Consider the following 18,629-nt stretch of genomic DNA (forward strand, 5'->3'; position numbering starts at 1 on the left):
CAGCGGAAGTACAAACGAAAAACGGCCCAGTGCGCGGCCACGCCGTCGCACCAAGCCGTTGAAGATACCACGACAACGCCCGCTTTTTAGCCCCCGGTTCTTCAAACCGAGGGCGCACCGCTCCCCGCCCCGTTGCGCCGTCGCCTCGCCCAGAGCCCCACCGCTCCAGTCGTCCCCAGCAAACTCGCCACAGGCTCCGGGACGTTTAACACTGCGGCTTCCGCCCCCGGTGCGCCCGCGCTGCGCTGCCATAGGAGGAAATCAGCACCGTCCGTCACGCCGTCGCCGTTTGCATCGGCGTTGGCGTTGAAGCCGAATGAATTTCGCCAAACCGTCAAATCACCGCCATCAATTCGACCATCCCGATTGAAATCCGCCGGACGGAACACCTCCGGCACGATGAGCGAATTGAGATTCCCCGCCGGGTTGTACGCCACCGTATCGAGGAACACCACCGACGTCTGATTCGGCGCCCCGCCGTTGATGAAGATCGAATCGATGAACGAATTCGGCCCGTTGATTGTGCCGTTGCCGGCCGTGAAATTGCTCCACAGATTCGCGTCAGCAAGATTCCACTGGTAAAGATGCCACTTGCCGTCAGCGATCACCGGCAACGCCGTGCTGATCTCCATCCCGGTCGTCCCGAGCCGGTAGCCGTCGTCGAGCCCAATATTTACCGTTAGCCCAGCGTCGTCCGTTTTGAGAAAGAAGCCGACGAACCCCGTCGTGCCCATCGCCCGCTGCTGCGAGCCCACCGTGACGCGATTGTTGGCAGGCGTGCCGCCGCCGGCAAGAAACCGCAGCCGCCCCTCGACGTCTTGAGCGTCGCGCACGATCGTCAGCTTCTCGCTGCCAGCGCCCTGGTGCGCCGCCTCGGTCGAGTAGTCCGCCGTCGTCGTGGCGGCGATGCCGCGGTTCGTTCCGCTAAAAGTTGGCGCGGTCGCGTAGCGGCCTTCGTTGCCGTCAAACCCATCGAGCACCGTCAGCGTCGTGATCAGCGGATCGGGCGTCGGCGTCCCCGGCCGCGGCGGAGACGTCAGCCGCACATAGTTCGGATTCGGCATCGCGTAGACACCGAAATGATTCGCTACCGATCGCTCGCCGCCGGGACTTTGTTCCGACGATCCGTCGGAAGGGCTGTTGATCGTTCGCGCCGCGCCGCCCGTCCCGTCGCCGAACACTAGCGCGCTGCTCCCGCCGCCATCGAGGTTGATCGCGTTCCGCACGCCGAAGTCGATGAAGATGTTCGCCATTTCGCTGGTGTACATCCCCTTCGAAAAATCGCCCTGCCGCCCGTCGACGACCATGAAAAACACCTTGCCGTCCGCGCCGATGCCAACCGCCGTGTGGGGGTTCAGCGTGTTGGTGTAGGTGTCGTTCGGCGCCACGTTGACGCCGTTGGTGACAATTCGTTGGTTGCCGCTCACCGCGTTCCAAGCGTTCGCCGGAACTGTTCCGTTCGAAACGATCGTCGCTGTGTTGTCCGCCCGCGTGATGAACGAATGCCAGCCGCTCGCTGCCGCGGAGACGACCTCGCCGTTGCTCATGCCGAGCCCGATGACGTTCGTGTTGATGCCCGTGCTCGTGTCGTAGAAGTCGCCGTTGATGCCGACGGCGAGATCGTTCGCATTGACGAAAGAACTGGTGGTGCGGCGCGTGTATTCGAGTTCCGTCGTCCCGTTGCCAGGCGTTCCTAAAAACGACACGCCCGGCGCCGTCGGATCGATCTCGACGATGTGCAGCGACACCTCGCGCGGCAGCACGTACGGCGTAGGCGAGTTGAGCGACTGCGTGATCTGGTAATAAGTCACGCCGATGAACGGCTCGGAAGTCTGCGTGATCGGCGCCAACCACGCCGGCAACGCGGCCCAACAATCGCGGGCGGCGTTCGCGAACACCGCGACCAACGCCACGGTGAACCAACAACGCGCGAGCACGCGCAGACGGCCCGCAGGCCGGCGGAGGGAATCTAGCATCATTGCTCTGCTGCGATCGGCCGCTGCTGCCCACCGCGCCTGCCGCCGACAATTCGACGACGGGGCCGGTGCGAAACGACCTCTGTTCCAACGGACGGGCCAAACGGAGGGGCGCGCCACCCTGCGTACGAAGCCAAATGGCTTACATTACAGTTTAGCAAGGTTCTCCCGCGATTGCCCCGTTGCACCAACTTTTGCAACTAAATCGCAATCAGCCGCAATCCCCTCGACTATTCCCGCTGCCAGTCGCGGGAACTCTGCCTACCGCCCGACGACTCCCGACTGCTTTACTTCTCGCCGCCCACGCGCTTGAAATGCGACCAAGCGATATGCGTCTCCCGCTCCTCCGCCGCCCGGCTAATCACCAGCGTCGTTGACGATTCCGGTTTGTTCACCGTGATGACCTGCAGTTTCACCGGCCGCTCATCACCCTCGTCGAAAACGCTGTCGTTGATGACCGTCACCGACCGGCCGCCATCGCCGCCCAACTGCGGCTTCTTGACGGCATCGTTTCCCTTCTTATCAATGTTCAGCTTCTCGGCGTAGTACTTCGTTACATCTTCAAACGAATCAGGCGTCACGAGCACCGTCTTGCATTTCACCGACTGGAGTTTGGGATTGCCGCCATCCGCCATCTCGGCGCCCTCAACCCACGTCGCGCCCGGATACGCCCACGGGCCGAGCATCCCCATCAAGGTATTTCCATCGCCCGCCGGCGCGCTCGCCAAATCGATCGGCTTGGCCTCCTCAGCGACGCCAGGCATTCCGCCCGCCAGGTAACCAATCGCTAAGACTCCCGCCGCAATCAAAATTCTTCGCATGACTAAACCTTCGATTAGAGAACCACGCCCAATAAGCAGGAACGCCAAGCTTGCGCACTCCCGACGTTCGCCAGCGTCGCTAGAAGTATACTCCGCCATCGATTTTCAGGCATGCGGTTGTATGATGGAGCCGGCGCCGCAACGCTCTCCTCGCGCGGTACGCGTCCCAAAATCGCTCCTCGAATTCATCTAATCCATGAACGCCGACCAACCAGTTGAAACAGGGCAAACCCCGCGCAGCGAGTTGCAACCATCTCGCGATCTGCTCACGCCGGTGCTCAAGGTCTTCGCCGCCATCGCCCTGGTCGTCGTAGCCGTGGGGATGTTGCTGCCCGCCACTCGCTCGGCCCCAGAAGCGGCCCGTCGGAATCAGTGCCTGAACAATCTCAAGCAAATCGGCCTCGCGCTCAACAACTACGCCGACGTGCATGGCCGCTATCCACCGGCATACACCACCGACGACGCCGGCAACCGCCTCCACAGCTGGCGAACGCTCATTTTGCCATACATGGAGCAGCAAGCGCTCTACAAAAGCATCGATCTTACGAAACCGTGGAACGACCCCGCCAATGCTCTCGCAGCGAAACAGACGATAGGCGTCTACCAGTGCCCCTCCCTCCCCGGCGATGAAGAGGACGCGACGCTCACGAATTACCTCGCCACAGTCGGCGACGACACCGTCATCCGCGCCGGCGAATCCCGCACGCCGGAAGAGATTGGCGACGTCACTCGCCACGCGCTAATGGTCATCGAAGTCCGCAAGGAAAAAGCGGTCCACTGGATGTCGCCCGAGGACATCGATGCGGAAAGCCTGCTCGCGGCTTGGAGCGGCGAGGAATACCGCTCGCACCACAGCGGCGACGTCGCGAACGCGCTCTTCGCCGATAGCAGTTACCATTCGCTGCAACCAACGCTCGACCCAGCAGCACTGCGTGCGATGATCACTGTCTCGCGGGACGACGACGGCGCCATCTCGACTGACGAGCAAACGTACTAACCACGGCCATTGGTTACGATGAACGCAGACCAGCCAAACGACGAACGCCAAATTCCCCGCAACGAGTTGCAGCCTCGTCGCGATTGGCTAACTCCCGTGCTCAAATTCCTTGCCCTCTTCGCCATCGTCGGCCTCGTCATTGCGATGTTGCTGCCAGCGGTGAGAAGCAGTCGCGAAGCGGCCCTTCGCAATAGTTGCTTCAACAACCTTAAGCAAATCGGCCTTGGGCTTCAGAATTACGCCTCAGTCAATGGCCACTATCCGCCCGCCTACACGACAGACGCAGCCGGCAACCGGCTCCACAGTTGGCGGACGCTTGTCCTACCGTACTACGGAAGCTCGCCCTTATACCCGTCAATCGACCTCACGAAGCCTTGGAACGATCCCGCCAACGCGAAAGCCGCAAGCGCGGTCGTTGAATGCTACCAATGCCCTTCGCTCGCCTTCGACGATCCCAAGTCGCCGCTGACAACGTACCTCGCCGTCGTCACCCCGGAGAGCGCGATCCGGGCCGCCAATTCCCGGACGCCCGAAGAGCTCGAAAAGGTTGCCGCCAACGCACTACTCGTTATCGACGCTCCTAAAGAAAAAGCCGTCCACTGGATGTCGCCGGAAGACGCTGACGAAACGGAGTTGTCGGAAATGCTGAACAGCGACAATGCACAACTGCAGCATGCCGGCAGCATTCTCCTGGGTCTGTTCGCCGATTATCACGTCGCTGCCATTTCGAAGGAGACTGACCAAGCCGTCCTTCAAGCGATGCTGAACGCCTCCCCCGACGCGACTACCTCCACGGAAGAATCGCAGACAGCCCAACCAACCGACGCCAACGACTCGCCCCGATAGCGACAGAGACGCAACTCACCAACAGCTCATAGCTACTTAAAAACAGGGATCTCTCGATGAGCCCAAACCAGCCGAGCGAAGAGCAGCAGGCGTCGCGCAGGGAGTTAAATTCACCTCGCAGTCGCAAGACACCCGTCGTTGAGTTAGTTGCTTTACTAGCGATCTGCACACTGATCGCCCTGCTCGCCCTACCGATATTCATCGCCGGTCGAGTGCCACCTGTCCGCAACCCTTGCCTTGAGAACCTCAAGCGAATCAGCATCGGCCTCGAAAACTATGCCAAGCAACATGGCCATTCTCCACCCGCCTACACCACCGGCGCGGAAGGGAATCGCCTTCACAGTTGGCGAACGCTCATTCTTCCTCACATGGAGATGCAAGCGCTTTACAAAACGATCAATCTGAGAAAACCGTGGAACGATCCAAGTAACGCGAGAGCAGCCAGCGCAATACTCGAGTGCTACCAGTGCCCGAGAGTCGACTTTGGCGATGGCCAATCGCCGCTCACGACGTATCTCGCCGTCGTCGGCCCCGACAGCGTGATCCGTACAACTGATTCGCGAACGCCGAAGGAGGTCGAGCAAGTCGCCGGCCACACGCTCCTTGTCATCGACGCCCCCAAACAACACGCCGTCCATTGGATGTCGCCGGAAGACGTCGACGAGGCGACTGCACTGAGCATCTTCGCGGGCGATGAACCGCGAACTCAGCACCCAAGCAACCTCTTCCTCGCGATGTTCGCCGATGGCCGTGGCGCGGCGATTCCCAAGGGGGTCGCTCCCAATTCCCTTCGGGCCATGATGACCGTCTCAGCCGATGACGACGACGCCATCGATAAGTGAGTGGCACGCCCCCCATTCGAAAACATAGCAGCAACTCGCGACAGCCGATGACCACGACTCCCCCGCCCGCCGACGATCAAGTTCTCCAGCGTCAGGTACGCGCCACATGGACAACCGCTCTGGCAATCGTCGCCGGGCTCGCCATCATCTTCGTCGCCGTTGACGTCCTCATTCCACGATTCCGCAGCGCGATGCGCAATGCCCTCCTCAACGACTGCCACGGGTATACAAAGCAGATTTATTTGGGGCTCTCGAATTACGAGTCTGAGCACGGCCGCTTCCCGCCCGCGTACACCACCGACGCCAACGGCAAACCGCTGCATAGTTGGCGAACGCTGATCTTGCCCTACATGGAGCAGCAGGGACTCTACGATTCAATCGATCTGACGAAGCCGTGGGACGATCCGGTGAACGCCGCCGCGTGCAGCACGCCGCTCTCGTTCTATCAGTGCCCGGCCCTCCCTTCAGCGGTAAAAAACGCGGGGAACCTCACGACCTACCTCGCACTCGTGACGCCCGACAGCGTCCTACGAGCAGGTACGTCGATCTCCCACGGCGAACTCGAAGACAGCTCGAACACCGTCATCTTCATCGACGCGCCTCCCGGCAAAGCCGTCCCTTGGATGTCGCCCTACGACGCCGACGAGAAAGTCCTGCTTGAATTCGGTCGTGTCAGCGACTCGCAGCACTCAGGCAACGGTCAGCAGGCCGGCGCGGTGATGATGGCCGGCTTCGCCGACGGTCATTCGCAACTCCTCCACAGCTTGCTTGACGACGACGCCCGCCGCGCGCTCATCACAGTCTCAGCTGACGACAACGCCGCTATCCCCGAGCGATAGCTGCGTCTCGCGCGACGCCCGCTCAGGGCCGCGCACCATCTCAACAACTTCAAACGCCGCCAGCGGCACGAGCCAGCTCAGCCACGCCGTCGCCGGATAGATCCACCCCTGGTCGAACTTCGCCACCACGGCGAGTCCGCCGACCAGCCGCAGCGTCACCGCGGAGCAGAGCAGCAAGAAGCAGCGCCACATCCATCGTCGATGCGCTGCGAAGTCTCGCCGCACGGCCGCGCTCCACCCTAACAACGCACTAGCGCCGGTGGCGATTGCCAACGCAAAAAAACCGGCGCCCGCAACCGCTCCCGACTGCGCGTACCAAGCCATCCACGCCCCGCTCGGCGCGAGCACCAGCGTCACAAGCGCGATCTGCAGCTTGCCCAGCCGCCGATGCCAGCGCGGCCACCGTCGACGGAACCACTCGCTCACCAATAGCAGCCCCAACAGCAACGTCACCGGCCCCGTGACGATGTGGGCATAAAACGCCCACGAGTAGGCGCCAAAGAAATACGAGGCCCGTCCCAACAAAAAGTCGGCGCGGAAGCTAACCGGAAAATAGTCGCCGTAGTTCAGTACGACGCCGATCGTGACTTTAACGATCAGCAGCGAGGCCAGCAGGGCGATAATTCGTTTCAAGTTCGCGCTCTCACTGAGCCGGCCGCACGAGCCGACGCGCTTCGAACAGTTTGGGGATTGGGAAGCCCGTAGTTCAACCGTCGTTCTCGCCTCTTCCGTGCTCCAGCCTACCGCCAACCGCCCCTTCCGGGAACGCTGCCGATACGCGGCTCAACGCTGAAACTTCACCGCTGCTTGCGGTCACGAAATGCTTCTTGATACTCCAGAAATTAATTGTATGATGATTTTCGTTCGCAAATGCCGATCCACGCCGGAGTCCAAGCGATGCGGCCCTCTCTTCTCGTTCTCTCTGCTCTCTTCGCGTTCCTCAACCTGCCGACGGCGTCGGCGCAGGCGCCCGCCTACGCAGAATATAATCCCGCGACGGGAGACGTGCGCGTCAAAGGAATGAGCGGACCTCGCCTGACTAGTTTCCACATCTTCTCAGCGTCTAGCCTCTTCGACGTCAACTATTCAATTGCTTCGATCGACTTTTTCCCATCGCAGCCGCTGATTCCACAGTACCTCCGCATGACCCCGCGTGAAACCTTTGTTCTCTGGCCGCGAGAGTTCAACTTAGACTCAGTGTTGCTTCGCGGACTTGTTCCTCCAGGAACGCCGATCGAAGAGTTAAGCTACTACGATCCTTATAACGCAGTGGCGTTACGCAAGGGGACGATTATTCAAGTTCCCGAACCCGCGACGACAGTTCTCTTACTCTGCGGGTTGACTGCGCTCGCTTCGGTCCGTCGCTGCTCTCGACAAGTTGCTTAGGGCGGGCGATACTCACTCCGCCAATAGCGGAGCGAAGTAGGTAACCTCGAGGTGCGGATGGCCTTTAGCATCGTCTCGCAGTTGAGCAGCCGCTTTCGATTCAAACTGCAAAACGCACTTTTAGCAACGTTTTGGGTCGCCGCGGGCCTGACTCAGCTCGTCGTCGGAGATCTCCGAGATTCCCACTGGGCTCCGAATTTGTTCGACGGAGTCCTCCTTTTGCACTGTCTCCAAGTGCTCGCCGTTACCTGCTGGCCCATACTAGCGTTGGGTGCGTTGTTTGGGCGCACCGGCGCCGCTTTACTCGTCTCAGCCGGCGTCTTGCTCGCTCTCAGCGTTGCGAAAGCGCTGCTCTGAATTCACACTAGCACTGGCTCGCGGCGAACAACTAGCCCCGGGCTCCGCCCGGGGGTTACTAACCATTCCGTGACGTTTCGCCCCGCGTAGAACAACCCCCGGGCGGAGCCCGGGGCTAGGGATGCGGCCGCCAACCGAACTATGCTCAAAGCTTACCGCGGCGGCGCCCTACAGAGCGACCACCGCGCCAAGCAGTCCCGCCCCGAGCGTCGCGATGATCGCGGCCAGGAAAATAAAGCCGTCGAGCTCCGCGTGGTGGTCGGAAATCAGCCGGGCCAGCAACCGGCACGCGACCGCGATCAGGCAGGCGATCGCCGTCGCGATGGCGAGGCTCCGTTCCGGCGATTGGTGGGCGGGCGACGAAAGTTGCTGGGGCGACGTGTGACGCATGGCTGGCTCCTTTGACTCACAGAGAGTTGCCAATCAACTCTGCATGAATCATCGCCCAGCCGGCTGAGACCCCGGTGAGGTGAAGATAAGATCCGCTTCAGGTTCAGAAATTTGTGCCTCGTCGCGGCGTCGCCGCCATGCGGATCACCGCAGCGAATCCGCAGCACCGGCCGCTGCTGAATCGGCGAGCGGATAGACGAACACCTGCCGCACCCACTGCGACCGCCAGAAGTCAATAAGCCAAATCACCGGGACGACCGCCGCCGCAACGACTCCGACGCCTGCCGCCGTCGCGCAGTAGAAACACCACAGCAACGCCCCCAACGCGCCGGTCGCCCACAAGGAAAGCCGATAGTCGCGCGTCAGTTCCCATATCTCGCGGCCATCGCTCGAAACGCCCGTCGCCGCCGCCGGTATGCTGCCATCGATTCGGCAACGCTCCAGGTCGTTCAGGCGCCGCATTACGCCCTCAGACTGCTTCTTAGTCCTCCGAGTGCAATAGATAATCGGCCGCGAACCATTCGCGCTCTTGAAATAGATGCGACGCCCTTCGGCGCCTTCGCTTAAGCTTGCGATTGGCGGGTCTCCAAAGGTTAGGGGTAACAAACACAGGGGTATCCAAAATTCCGTTGACTCAGCATTCCGAACTTCTTATGCTCAGCCAGAGCTGACCGTGGGGGGAACAACACGGGAGCTAGAGGCTAATGAGACAACTTCTTCTCGTGCTCTTCTTGCACACCTCTGCGCAGTGCTTTGCCAGTCCAGTTGGCACGATTGACCAAGCAGTCGAGCGACTTCACTCGGGCTTCGCGTCTGCACCCGCGCCGGCGCAAGTTTTCACTGTGGGACGGTCAGGCATACTGTCCCGCGTTGAGTTGGCTATACGACCCGACAACGACCTGGAACGCGTGTCGGTCGAACTTCACCTCCTCGCCGTCACTAATGACGATCGCCCAAGCGAATTGCTCAGTGACCGAATTACTTCTGCCACGATCGATCTCTTAAAAACTGGCGACTCCTTCGGCGGCGATTTTACGTGGGCTGGTATTGACGTTGCGATGCCCGTCTCCGTAGGCGACAAGTTCGCTATCGCGGTCGGTAACCGCCAAAACGCGGCTCAACCGGTCCAGTTGGCATGCTACTTCGACCATGTTTACGACGGCGGCGACGCTTTCTATCTAAGCGGGTTTGGCTACGAGAAGTGGGGAGGATGGGACACCGTGCAAGGCTACGCCTTCCGTACTTACGTTGCCGACATTCCGGAGCCCTCGACTCTTGCGTTGGTTGGCGGAGTACCACTCGCCCTCGCAGCGCTCCGCCGCCGTAGTTAACACTCCCTAGGTCCCGCTCCCGCCCCACGCACTTCCCGGGCTTTTCTGCTCGACGTCAACGAAAACGTGTCGGTTCGGTCTCGGTTGGACTGCACTCTAGCACGAGCCGGCGGTTGGAATGCAGAGCATGAGATTCAGAAAACCAATCGGCTGGGAATGGATAATCGTATTCGCCGTCGCCTTCCTTGTTGGGGACTTGCTTAGCGTCCTGATCCCCGCATACGACACCGCTATCCGCTCTCACCGCTGACCCCGTGCTCGCTGACAGTCTCAATCACCACATTAAGTGCTTTGCTCGCCGACGTTTTACTATACTCGGGGGGCGTTTGGTCACCGGGAGCGATATACTGTTGCAATAATGAAGCGCATTGGGATAGTTGACACGATCGTGTACGCCTCGCCAGCCGCCGCGGCCATTGGTGGTACGCTCGGCTCAATGCCGGCGATCCTAGTTTTCTGCTTTGCCCTGCTGCTGGGAGTCGCCAGATTACATGATTTGCTGGCGAGGATCACTTACGACTCGCAGTGGGACAACATCATCAATCCGATTCGCTTGACGATTTGCATGCTGCTAGGCGCCTCGCTACTAGGCTTTGTTTACTTGGAGCCCTTAGATACGACATTCGCGATAAGTCGAGTCGAATTCTTAAAGAGAGCTATTTTGGGGGCGATCGTAGGTGCCGTGTTCGACTTCGCCGCCCTCCGCCCTCGCAAATAACCCCGCTGTCTGCCCGCGCGGCATTGAAAAGCTGCAAAACGACTACACGCCTTATTCTTGTCGCTTTGCCCGAAACGGAATCACATCCCGCTTGACGCTAACGCGACGAGCATCAGCAGCCACACGCTCCACCGCGGTCGGGCAGCAGTCGTCGAGGTCAATCGACTCGCCCTCTTCTATCTCCTGCATCAGTTGGTTGGCCAGCTTGAGGCCCCAGTTGGTCGGGTCGTTAGCGCTGAACCTTGTCGTCCTCGCGCTTCATCCCCCGTAGGTAGCGGGCGAGGATGCCCGAGTACCGAATTTTTCAGCAGAAGCACATGAAGATTGAGGGAAGGCAAGTTCTTTGAGATTGGCAGCCCGATCGATTACACTGCGGCCTGTCCTCATTCACTATCCACTTAGCGCCAGATCTCATGAACCGAACCACCGCATTGATCGCCGCAGCCGCCGCGATCTTCACGGCGAGCCGCACGAACGCAGCTCTCACGATTTACACCGATCGGACTGCATGGGCGGCCGCGGCAGGGCCACATCAGACGGAAACATTCGAGTCGTTTACCGACTTCACAGAGTTGCCGCAAATCGGTGGAACGTTCGTTACGCCGGCATTCGACATCGTCGTTGACGCCAACCACGGCCGCATTGGCGTAGATAACGGCGCTGATGGCGTTTACGAAACTCCGTACTTAACCGGCGCCTACTTCGTGGGCGACGTTCATAGTCCAGAGTGGTCCCGACCGCATTTCAACACGCTTGTGTTCCACCAACCGATCACGGCGTTTGCAGCAAATTTCGGCGCCCTCGACGACCGCGGTATTGATGACGTTCGCGTCGCCGGCGAATCCTTTCGAATATCACCCTTCGGGCCCGGAGGTTATCTCTCTAACTTCTTCGGGGTGGTGTCAACAACGCCGTTCAGTGAGGTCGATATCCGCAATGCCAACGATAAATTAGAGCGATACGGAATGGACGACGTTAGCTACGTCACCGTTCCTGAACCGAGCGCTGTTTTGCTTGCCGTCGCGAGCACAGTGGCAGTAGTGGCTCGGCGGAAATCATGGGCGTCGCGTTCAGGGCGCTAGCGCCCTGAACGCACCCCGTCGCCTGCGCGCCTGATTCCCATCGCCAACCGCCGCAGACGCACCACCGCTCAATCTATGCGGCGAAAAATTCGGGACGCTTGTAAAGCAAACGTTCCGAAAAGAGATTGGCGGCCATGAGTGTTGAAATCATCAATCGCTGGCTACCTCGTTATTCCCTGCGGGTGCTCCTCGCGGCGATGACGTTGCTCTCGCTTCTCATGTGGCGCCAGATGAACTGGCTCCAGCAACGCCGTGACTGCCTAGCACGAGGCGCGATCATGGCCGAGCCAGATCCAGCAGTGCGAGCCCCCGGAATACTCTCCCTCTTCGGCGAGCATGGCTATTCGGAGATCTGGGGCGTGGGGCCGGCCTACGAAGGGGGCGACGCCGTGTACGAGCAAGAGATCGAATCGCTATTTCCTGAAGCCGACAAGGTGTACGTCGAAATATATTGCCCGCCAGAAAGCGATGAAGACGGGTAATGATGATTTCGAGGAGATTCAGCAGCAGCGATCGTTTTCGAATTGGAGTCATCGTGAGCCCGTTTTGCCCGCCGCTCTACCGCCCTCGCCTCCCGGCCGCAAATTATGCCGTTGCAACGCACGGCTCTTTTCTGAAAAGCGAACAGTATGTCGCAGCGGCGATCATGCCGGCGCCCGTCGCCCAGCAGGCGAAGCGGTAATAGTCGCCCATCTGCCCCTGCAATGTGACGCTTTCCGATTTTGCTTGAGATAGAACGGTGACGACGTTCAGTTGATAAAGGAAGTCGGAGACGGCTGGCGCCATGACTAGCATGGTTCCCATGATGATCAAAGCGATGGCGACGTTGTTTTTCATAAGGAAAGCTTGAAGGTGATTGGGAAACTGCCGAACTCATTCTATTCGCCGCCGCTTCAGGAAGCTTGGCCAGTTTCTTCCCGCTTCCCCCACCCCCCCGTCCCGCCGCCGACCGCAGGATATGCGATTAAAGCTGCTGCTGCGTCGCACTTTCAAACGCGTTCACCATAGCTGCATAGAGGCTTGATGATTCGAGCTGCAACGCATTGTCAGGAGAATTTTCCGGGCGTTCGCCAAACTCAATTGCTTGGCCGTTTGGGGAGATTGCTCTGTCAACGTAGTCAAAAGCGCCGACATCAAAAAAGATCCGCACAGTCCAATCGGCCACGCCAAAAGAAACGAGCCCTATCTCGATCGCGGAAGGCAGATCGATAAGGACTGGAAAAACGTCTCCTTTACCAACGCAACGTAGCAGATGAAGTACTTCGTCTCCCATGCCCCTCACTACATCCGCTGGCGACGGGCGGGGTGAAAGCGTCTCGATCGAGCCATTCCGAACATTACGCAGCCCAATCCCAAGAGGCAGCAGGCTGTGGGCTCTGGAATCGGCGTCACGTAAGTGCGGAACACGGCGTCGCCTGCTGCCGGCAAATCAAACCAACCGCCGGAGAACGCGTAGGACTCTCCACCGGGATAGAATGGATTCACCCCGCCTGCAGACGCTGCGAACCAACTGTATGTCAGCCCATCCGGTTGACCGCTTGGGTCGTCGCTGCGTAGCACGATTGCTAGAACGTCGCCGACTGTTACAGCAATGGAGGCTGACGACAAATCGAAATGCACGAGCTCAAGCGGCAAAGAGAGATCGTGTCGATCGACTGGAATATCTGATGCGGCTTTCTCGCCTGCAATCAGTATGTGCGGACCCACGTCCGACAGGGTAGGTAGACCGCCTGACGTGGTGCGGATGTCGAAGAGTAGAGGCAATTGAACCGTCGGATGTCGCTCGATCCAGATATCGAAACCGGATAACGTTCCCGTCATTCCCACAGTAAACGTTTGCGCCCAGTCGACTTGGTTCGAGTCGCCCACGTTGAGAGCCCCGCTAACCGTGCTCGGCGTGAAATACTGATCCAAACTGGCAGAGGTCGTAGCCGGCGCGTAGTACGCCGCAAGCAACGCCATGACGCCTACAATGTGCCTCAAATTCACTAGTCACCTCGGGAATGTCAATCGAAGCTGCACGACGCTATACGACCCAAATAGCCGCAATAGGCATTCTACTTCTCGCCGCTCCCCAGTGAAAGCAGACCTAGCCTCCTTCAAGTGACAGCCAGTACAGCCCGTAGTAAATGATTAGCGGCAGAGCTGACCACGCCAACACGACCGCCGCGAGAGTTTTTTCTTCCTTGGTCGCATTGCGTTGGCGGCCGCGAAATCGGCCTGCTAACCAAAGCCCAAAGACAGCAGTCGCCAGCGGCATTCCCGATAGTATTAATCGGCCATCCATACTGAGCGCCCTTGTGAGCGGACCTAGTCGCCGGATTCCGGGGCAGGGTTAGGCCGACGGAGAAGCCGAACACCAGCCCACGCTATTCCGCTCGCGACGAGCAGGACTATCGCGATAAATGCTCCAACAGCCCAGACGAACGAGGCCTCTTTAAACTCGGAGGCCTGAACCAAAACGACAGTGAGTCCTGTGGCGTACAGAAACGCCAGGGCGGCGAAGAGCACAAATAGAGCACCTAAGACATTCTTCCATTTCATGCTTAGCACTCCACCCGTGCCGGGACGCCAGCTTTTCGGGACGTTCGGCGCGCAGACCATAATTTCATTCTGGCGTGACGGGCGGAGCAGAAAGTTCCAGGAAAAACACAGCGACTCGTCTGTCACCGCGTATCCTAAAGCCCATGCGCCTTCTTCAATCGCGGCCTGACTCCAGAGCAACTCGCCCAAGACGACGCCTTTCTCGCCAGCCATGATCTTTGCAGCGTGTTTAGCCTCATCGAGCGTCATACCGCTCATTCTAGCCGCCGCCGAAGCGAGTGGGAACTTTGCTAAGCTGGGGTAACAGAACCTAGTGTATCAGTGAATGCTTCAGCGATCATTTACAATCAGGACCCTAGCAGTGACCGACGCAGAATCCGCAATCCGCAGGATTACTCAACTCTCGTCGTTCCGTGACCGCAACGCCAATGGCTTTTGCGATGATGAACTCGCAAATGAATTTCTGGTCGTGGTTATGGAAAGTGAATTGGCGGCCGCCGAGCCATGCTTAGGGATTCTGCCGGAGTCAGCTCGTCTCGCTATGCAAAAAATGCTGATTGAATTTGCGTCCCGCAATTACTACGACGACCGGCATGCCTACGTCAGGGACGGGCGCACCATCGAGGAACGTCGCTTGTACTACCGGCAAATGCAGCCGCACTATCGTGCCGTTGGCGAAAAGTTGCTGGAATTGCTTGGGAGACCGATATCCGTCACAACGCCACCACCATCCCCATCAGCCCAGCCACAACCGTCGTAGCGATGCTCACCGAACGGAGCGTGAAGCGGCGACCAAGACGGAGAGCGCCGACGCCAGCGAGGACGAAGACGAGGGCGGCGTACCAGAGGGGGAATCGATAGGCAGTGTACGGCCAGTGCTCCAATGCATAGAAATAGCCCTCGCCCTCCCAGTTGCGAGTAATGTGCGCCTTCGCCACTGAGTGAAGTTCCTCAACGAAGGCCTTGCGGTAGCGGCCGATGCGGGCGCTCGCGGGAACTATCAGTTTCGCTCCACCATCCATGACTACTACCAGCTCGCTGACTGTTTCGAACGGCGCATGCTCCTTATGGATGTGTTCGACGACTAGCCGGTGATTGCTGTAGCAGTTTGTCCATCCCCACAGCCCCAAGCATGCCACGCTAAGCGCGAATCAGATCGTCGCCAGCGCGTAGCGCAGGTTGGTGAGCATCGGGGAAGTATAGCGGACGGCGCGGGCGAACACGATCACCGCCGCTATAGTGAGAGGCATGGAAAAGGAGATCGAATACGGCGTGCTGCTGCGTGACGATGGCCCCGAGTTGGTGCTTAGCGTACTGTGCGGCGCCATCGGGGAATTCGTGGTGACGATAGCCCTCAATGAAGCTGAACGCCAGCGGTACGAGGTAGAGGGAGACGCCTTCATCCAGGACTTGGCTGCGAAGGTTCGTTGGCGTCCGAAGGACTATTCGGCGAGGCATCGTAACTAATCCCTTTCTTAAGCAGCCCCTCTCCGCGTTAGTCAAAAAGCAGCCAGCGGAAGGTTGGCTATCCTCGACGCAACGAAAAGAGGACCGGCAAGCAAGTGCCGGTCCCTCTCAAAGCGACAACTTCATCAGCGCTGGAACGAAATCCTAAGGCTGCTCCAGCGAAGTGGAGTCGCCGGTGACGCTATCCGGCATTTTGAATCCAATGTTTGACCCTTTGAGCGTCGCCACCCCGATCTCGTCGGTGTAGGCGTCCAGGTCGATCGTACTTTCTTCCCCGCTCCAGTAGAAATCGCCGGTTGCGACGATGTCGAAGACGTCGGCGCCGATGGCGTCGTACTTCGTGTTCCAGTTTCCTGGAGTGACATAGGCCGTCTCCGCGATGAATTCAGTGTCCCCGTCGACGAGCGTCCCAGGGAAATGACCATCGAAAGAGGCGTTTGCCGTCGAATCCCATGTTCCTGAAGTGCCCGCCTCCTCCCAGAGAACTTCGTCGTTAGTGTCGCTGAGGTTAACTGCCGATTGGAGGAACCCGCCGTCGATTCCGGTAACGATCACATTGTTGGAAACCTTTCCTTTGATCGTGATCGTATGCCAACCCGGCGAAAGCTGATGGGTGGCGGCTCGCACGCCATTGATGAAGATCTGATACTCGACGTCCGCGGCAATCGCAGTGCCGCCTGCGAACGCGACGGCTAAGCAAGCGATTGCAAAATACGCCAATCTTGTTCTTCGCATCGTCGAACTCCTTTGAATGCGGGCGTTAGCGACAGAATGTGTCGCGTTGATAAGAATTGCCCGCATTAGAAACAACTTAATCCGTAAATCAATACACATTTACTCCCTTCTCTATCTTTTTTAAAATTGATAGCATGGCGTAAAAATCGACGACTTCTTGCCCGCGCCGAGACGCTGCTCGCGCGACGTGGGCCAAAGTTCGAGCGGTAAAAGAACGAACCGCCAGAACTAGCTGGCGAGGCCTGCATGGCGACGGCAACGATGTCGCCCGTGCGTTAGAACATGCGTTGGACAGTTTGCGATTTGCCGAAAACGAGGCGATTTCACGCCAACGCCGGATAGTCCGTATACCCTGCCGCCCCCTCCGAGTAATACGTCGCCACGTTCGGCTCATTCAGCGGCGCATCGCTCCGCAGCCGCGCCGGTAAATCGGGGTTCGCAATGAATGGCTGCCCAAACGCGATCGCATCGGCCGCGCCGTCGCGAATCGCCGCCGCCGCGGTCTGCTTGTCGTAGCCGCCGTTGGCAATCAACACGCCGCGATACGCCGCGCGAATCGACGGCGTCACCCGCGGCGCGTCGGCGTTGAATAACCGCCCCGGCCGAATCGACTCCGCCACGTGCAAATAGGCGAGCCCATACTGATTGAGCATCTCGCCGACATACGAATAGAGTGCGATCGGATTGCTGTCCGACATCCCCTGTCCGTTCATCGTCGGGCTCACTCGCAAGCCGGTCCGATCGGCCGACCACGCCGCCGTCACCGCTTCGATCACCTCGCGGAGAAACCGGCTGCGATTCTCAATCGAACCGCCATACTCGTCGCGCCGCTGGTTCGAACCGTCGCGCAGGAACTGATCGATGAGATACCCATTGGCGCCATGGATTTCGACGCCGTCGAATCCCGCCTCGCGTGCCCGCCGCGTCGCCGTCGCGTAGTCGCCGACGATTCGCTTGACGTCGGCGACCGTCAACTCCCGCGGCACGACGTACGGTTTCTTCCCCGTCGGCGTGTGCGCTTCGCCCGCGGCCGCGATCGCGCTCGGCCCCACCGGCGCGGCGCCGCCCGCCTGGTAATCGGGATGCGACACCCGCCCCATGTGCCACAACTGCAGCACGATCCGGCCACCCGCCTCGTGCACGCCCGCGACCACACGCGCCCAACCGGCCGCCTGCTCATCGGTGTACATCGCCGGCGCCCCGTGCCAGCCATACCCCTCGGCGCTGATCGCCGTCGCCTCGGTCACGATAATTGCCGCCCCGGCCCGCTGGCGGTAATACTCAGCCATCATCGCGTTCGGCACACGACCAGTCGACCGCGCCCGCGTGAGCGGCGCCATCACAATCCGATGCGGGAACTCGATCGCCCCGACCTGCAGCGGTTGAAACAACACATCGTTATCGTTCATCGCAATACTCTTTCAATGAAGACCGCCGCCTTACCTCGCCGCGAAAAGAGCTTTACTCCCGCAACCATTGCACAGGATGTTCCCGCATTTCGGCAAGCAATTCCAGCTCTTCCGTCAGCGCGAACTTCTCGCAAGCTTTGATCAGCGCATCGTGATATGACAACAGCTCGCCCAAATCGATATCGCCGTTAGCCAAGGATCGAGCGCGAGACTTGGGATCTTCGAGCAGTTCTTGGAGTTCAGCCAAGTGCTCGTGAACTTCTTGCTGCAGATCGTCTCGCACGTCGTCTCGTTCTTTGGCTTCGTCGGCTCCATCTTTCGCACCACTCATCGCACAAACTCCAAAACGGGAACGTCAAGTCGACGCATTCGCCAATGCTACTCGTCGTTAACGCGGCGTTTAGGACCGCGCAAGGCGCGAAGTTCGGGCACGACGAAAACGCTTGCCCAGATCACGAGAAACAGCAATGTCACGAGAATGCGCGCTCTCGCTGAAAGCCGATCGTGATCTAACGAATTGACCCAAGCCACGATCGCAACGTATGGCATCACGCACATAAGAATGTAACGAACGCTGAACCGCATCTCAGCAGTGTAGCAAACGCCGCGATCAAACAAAAAGCCGCGACCGTTGGTCGCGGTGGTCGCGGTGGACGCGTTGCATGCCATGCCAGCGCGAGCGTCTACACGCGACGTTACAAATCAGCGGCGAGTGGCATGTCGTCGTAAGGCGTCGGGCAGCCCCGGTTGGCGTATCCGCCTACCGGGGCGGCGAAGCCGCAAGAGGCATCAGCTCAACGATCCCAGCGAAGCGGCGTTGCCAACTACCGTCAGTCAGCAACAACCTCCGCACTCGCAAATTCCCCACCGACAGCTCGGCAATCTCCAG

The 18,629-nt window shown here is 59.5% G+C and carries 23 protein-coding genes; 10 read left to right on the plus strand and 13 right to left on the minus strand.

What is annotated here, in order from left to right; all coding sequences use genetic code 11:
* Positions 1 to 101: 101 nt before the first annotated feature.
* Complete coding sequence (locus ACQY7R_RS02300; RefSeq protein WP_428303986.1) at positions 102 to 1,976, minus strand: phosphodiester glycosidase family protein; 1,875 nt, start codon at positions 1,974 to 1,976, stop codon at positions 102 to 104.
* 287 nt (positions 1,977 to 2,263) lie between these two features.
* Positions 2,264 to 2,797 (minus strand): hypothetical protein, encoded by a 534-nt coding sequence (locus ACQY7R_RS02305; RefSeq protein ID WP_428303987.1) that lies wholly within the window; start codon positions 2,795 to 2,797, stop codon positions 2,264 to 2,266.
* Positions 2,798 to 2,993: 196 nt separating this feature from the next.
* On the opposite strand from ACQY7R_RS02305, the gene ACQY7R_RS02310 reads away from it, so the two are divergent.
* From ACQY7R_RS02310 to ACQY7R_RS02325, 4 genes are read left to right on the plus strand one after another with little or no spacing between them, the layout of a single operon-like run.
* Complete coding sequence (locus ACQY7R_RS02310; RefSeq protein ID WP_428303988.1) at positions 2,994 to 3,794, plus strand: DUF1559 domain-containing protein; 801 nt, start codon at positions 2,994 to 2,996, stop codon at positions 3,792 to 3,794.
* Between the two features lie 18 nt (positions 3,795 to 3,812).
* A complete protein-coding gene (locus ACQY7R_RS02315) occupies positions 3,813 to 4,640 on the plus strand; it encodes a DUF1559 domain-containing protein (protein WP_428303989.1) in 828 nt (275 codons plus the stop codon).
* Positions 4,641 to 4,696: 56 nt separating this feature from the next.
* Positions 4,697 to 5,482: a DUF1559 domain-containing protein gene (locus ACQY7R_RS02320; RefSeq protein ID WP_428303990.1), complete on the plus strand. Its 786-nt coding sequence runs from the start codon at positions 4,697 to 4,699 to the stop codon at positions 5,480 to 5,482.
* Positions 5,483 to 5,529: 47 nt separating this feature from the next.
* Positions 5,530 to 6,321 carry a DUF1559 domain-containing protein gene (locus ACQY7R_RS02325; RefSeq protein ID WP_428303991.1) on the plus strand — a complete coding sequence of 264 codons (792 nt, stop codon included), beginning with the start codon at positions 5,530 to 5,532 and terminating at the stop codon, positions 6,319 to 6,321.
* On the opposite strand, the gene ACQY7R_RS02330 is transcribed toward ACQY7R_RS02325, so the two are convergent.
* Entirely contained in the window at positions 6,286 to 6,954 is a 669-nt protein-coding gene (locus ACQY7R_RS02330) for a DUF2306 domain-containing protein (protein WP_428303992.1), read from the minus strand. The genes ACQY7R_RS02325 and ACQY7R_RS02330 overlap by 36 nt on opposite strands.
* 264 nt (positions 6,955 to 7,218) lie before the next feature.
* Here ACQY7R_RS02330 and ACQY7R_RS02335 point away from each other — a divergent pair, with 264 nt between their 5' ends.
* The gene (locus tag ACQY7R_RS02335; RefSeq protein ID WP_428303993.1) at positions 7,219 to 7,707 is read left to right on the plus strand and encodes a PEP-CTERM sorting domain-containing protein; all 489 of its coding nucleotides are present in this window, start codon (positions 7,219 to 7,221) and stop codon (positions 7,705 to 7,707) included.
* 525 nt (positions 7,708 to 8,232) lie between these two features.
* Here ACQY7R_RS02335 and ACQY7R_RS02340 read toward each other — a convergent pair.
* Together ACQY7R_RS02340 and ACQY7R_RS02345 are read right to left on the minus strand one after the other, a co-directional pair.
* Positions 8,233 to 8,454 (minus strand): hypothetical protein, encoded by a 222-nt coding sequence (locus tag ACQY7R_RS02340; RefSeq protein WP_428303994.1) that lies wholly within the window; start codon positions 8,452 to 8,454, stop codon positions 8,233 to 8,235.
* A gap of 144 nt (positions 8,455 to 8,598) precedes the next feature.
* On the minus strand, positions 8,599 to 8,916 hold the full coding sequence (locus ACQY7R_RS02345; RefSeq protein WP_428303995.1) for a hypothetical protein: 318 nt from the start codon (positions 8,914 to 8,916) through the stop codon (positions 8,599 to 8,601).
* Between the two features lie 413 nt (positions 8,917 to 9,329).
* On the opposite strand from ACQY7R_RS02345, the gene ACQY7R_RS02350 reads away from it, so the two are divergent.
* The 3 genes from ACQY7R_RS02350 (at position 9,330) to ACQY7R_RS02360 (ending at position 12,067) form a co-directional block, all read left to right on the plus strand.
* On the plus strand, positions 9,330 to 9,785 hold the full coding sequence (locus ACQY7R_RS02350; RefSeq protein WP_428303996.1) for a PEP-CTERM sorting domain-containing protein: 456 nt from the start codon (positions 9,330 to 9,332) through the stop codon (positions 9,783 to 9,785).
* Between the two features lie 1,131 nt (positions 9,786 to 10,916).
* Positions 10,917 to 11,585: a hypothetical protein gene (locus tag ACQY7R_RS02355; protein ID WP_428303997.1), complete on the plus strand. Its 669-nt coding sequence runs from the start codon at positions 10,917 to 10,919 to the stop codon at positions 11,583 to 11,585.
* Between the two features lie 134 nt (positions 11,586 to 11,719).
* Positions 11,720 to 12,067 (plus strand): hypothetical protein, encoded by a 348-nt coding sequence (locus ACQY7R_RS02360; RefSeq protein WP_428303998.1) that lies wholly within the window; start codon positions 11,720 to 11,722, stop codon positions 12,065 to 12,067.
* Between the two features lie 103 nt (positions 12,068 to 12,170).
* On the opposite strand, the gene ACQY7R_RS02365 is transcribed toward ACQY7R_RS02360, so the two are convergent.
* From ACQY7R_RS02365 to ACQY7R_RS02380, 4 genes are all read right to left on the minus strand, one after another.
* Positions 12,171 to 12,422, minus strand: coding sequence for a hypothetical protein (locus ACQY7R_RS02365; RefSeq protein WP_428303999.1), 252 nt, complete (start codon positions 12,420 to 12,422; stop codon positions 12,171 to 12,173).
* Between the two features lie 127 nt (positions 12,423 to 12,549).
* The gene (locus ACQY7R_RS02370; protein WP_428304000.1) at positions 12,550 to 12,858 is read right to left on the minus strand and encodes a DUF7693 family protein; all 309 of its coding nucleotides are present in this window, start codon (positions 12,856 to 12,858) and stop codon (positions 12,550 to 12,552) included.
* 8 nt (positions 12,859 to 12,866) lie between these two features.
* Positions 12,867 to 13,547, minus strand: coding sequence for a hypothetical protein (locus ACQY7R_RS02375; RefSeq protein ID WP_428304001.1), 681 nt, complete (start codon positions 13,545 to 13,547; stop codon positions 12,867 to 12,869).
* 348 nt (positions 13,548 to 13,895) lie between these two features.
* Positions 13,896 to 14,378 (minus strand): hypothetical protein, encoded by a 483-nt coding sequence (locus ACQY7R_RS02380; RefSeq protein WP_428304002.1) that lies wholly within the window; start codon positions 14,376 to 14,378, stop codon positions 13,896 to 13,898.
* A gap of 112 nt (positions 14,379 to 14,490) precedes the next feature.
* Here ACQY7R_RS02380 and ACQY7R_RS02385 point away from each other — a divergent pair, with 112 nt between their 5' ends.
* Entirely contained in the window at positions 14,491 to 14,889 is a 399-nt protein-coding gene (locus ACQY7R_RS02385) for a hypothetical protein (protein WP_428304003.1), read from the plus strand.
* Here ACQY7R_RS02385 and ACQY7R_RS02390 read toward each other — a convergent pair.
* Positions 14,843 to 15,268 (minus strand): hypothetical protein, encoded by a 426-nt coding sequence (locus ACQY7R_RS02390; protein WP_428304004.1) that lies wholly within the window; start codon positions 15,266 to 15,268, stop codon positions 14,843 to 14,845. The two genes, ACQY7R_RS02385 and ACQY7R_RS02390, sit on opposite strands and share 47 nt — an antisense overlap.
* Before the next feature lie 109 nt (positions 15,269 to 15,377).
* Here ACQY7R_RS02390 and ACQY7R_RS02395 point away from each other — a divergent pair, with 109 nt between their 5' ends.
* Complete coding sequence (locus ACQY7R_RS02395) at positions 15,378 to 15,596, plus strand: hypothetical protein (protein WP_428304005.1); 219 nt, start codon at positions 15,378 to 15,380, stop codon at positions 15,594 to 15,596.
* A gap of 144 nt (positions 15,597 to 15,740) precedes the next feature.
* Here ACQY7R_RS02395 and ACQY7R_RS02400 read toward each other — a convergent pair whose 3' ends face one another.
* The 3 genes from ACQY7R_RS02400 to ACQY7R_RS02410 all read right to left on the minus strand — a co-directional run bounded on the left by ACQY7R_RS02400 (position 15,741) and on the right by ACQY7R_RS02410 (position 18,071).
* Positions 15,741 to 16,331: a hypothetical protein gene (locus tag ACQY7R_RS02400; protein ID WP_428304006.1), complete on the minus strand. Its 591-nt coding sequence runs from the start codon at positions 16,329 to 16,331 to the stop codon at positions 15,741 to 15,743.
* Positions 16,332 to 16,654: 323 nt separating this feature from the next.
* Positions 16,655 to 17,740, minus strand: a complete 1,086-nt coding sequence (locus tag ACQY7R_RS02405; RefSeq protein WP_428304007.1) for an alkene reductase — start codon at positions 17,738 to 17,740, stop codon at positions 16,655 to 16,657.
* Between the two features lie 52 nt (positions 17,741 to 17,792).
* Complete coding sequence (locus ACQY7R_RS02410; RefSeq protein ID WP_428304008.1) at positions 17,793 to 18,071, minus strand: hypothetical protein; 279 nt, start codon at positions 18,069 to 18,071, stop codon at positions 17,793 to 17,795.
* Positions 18,072 to 18,629 lie beyond the last annotated feature (558 nt).

Origin of the sequence: Lacipirellula sp., from assembly GCF_965279485.1 — a bacterium.
GTDB lineage: Bacteria > Planctomycetota > Planctomycetia > Pirellulales > Lacipirellulaceae > Lacipirellula.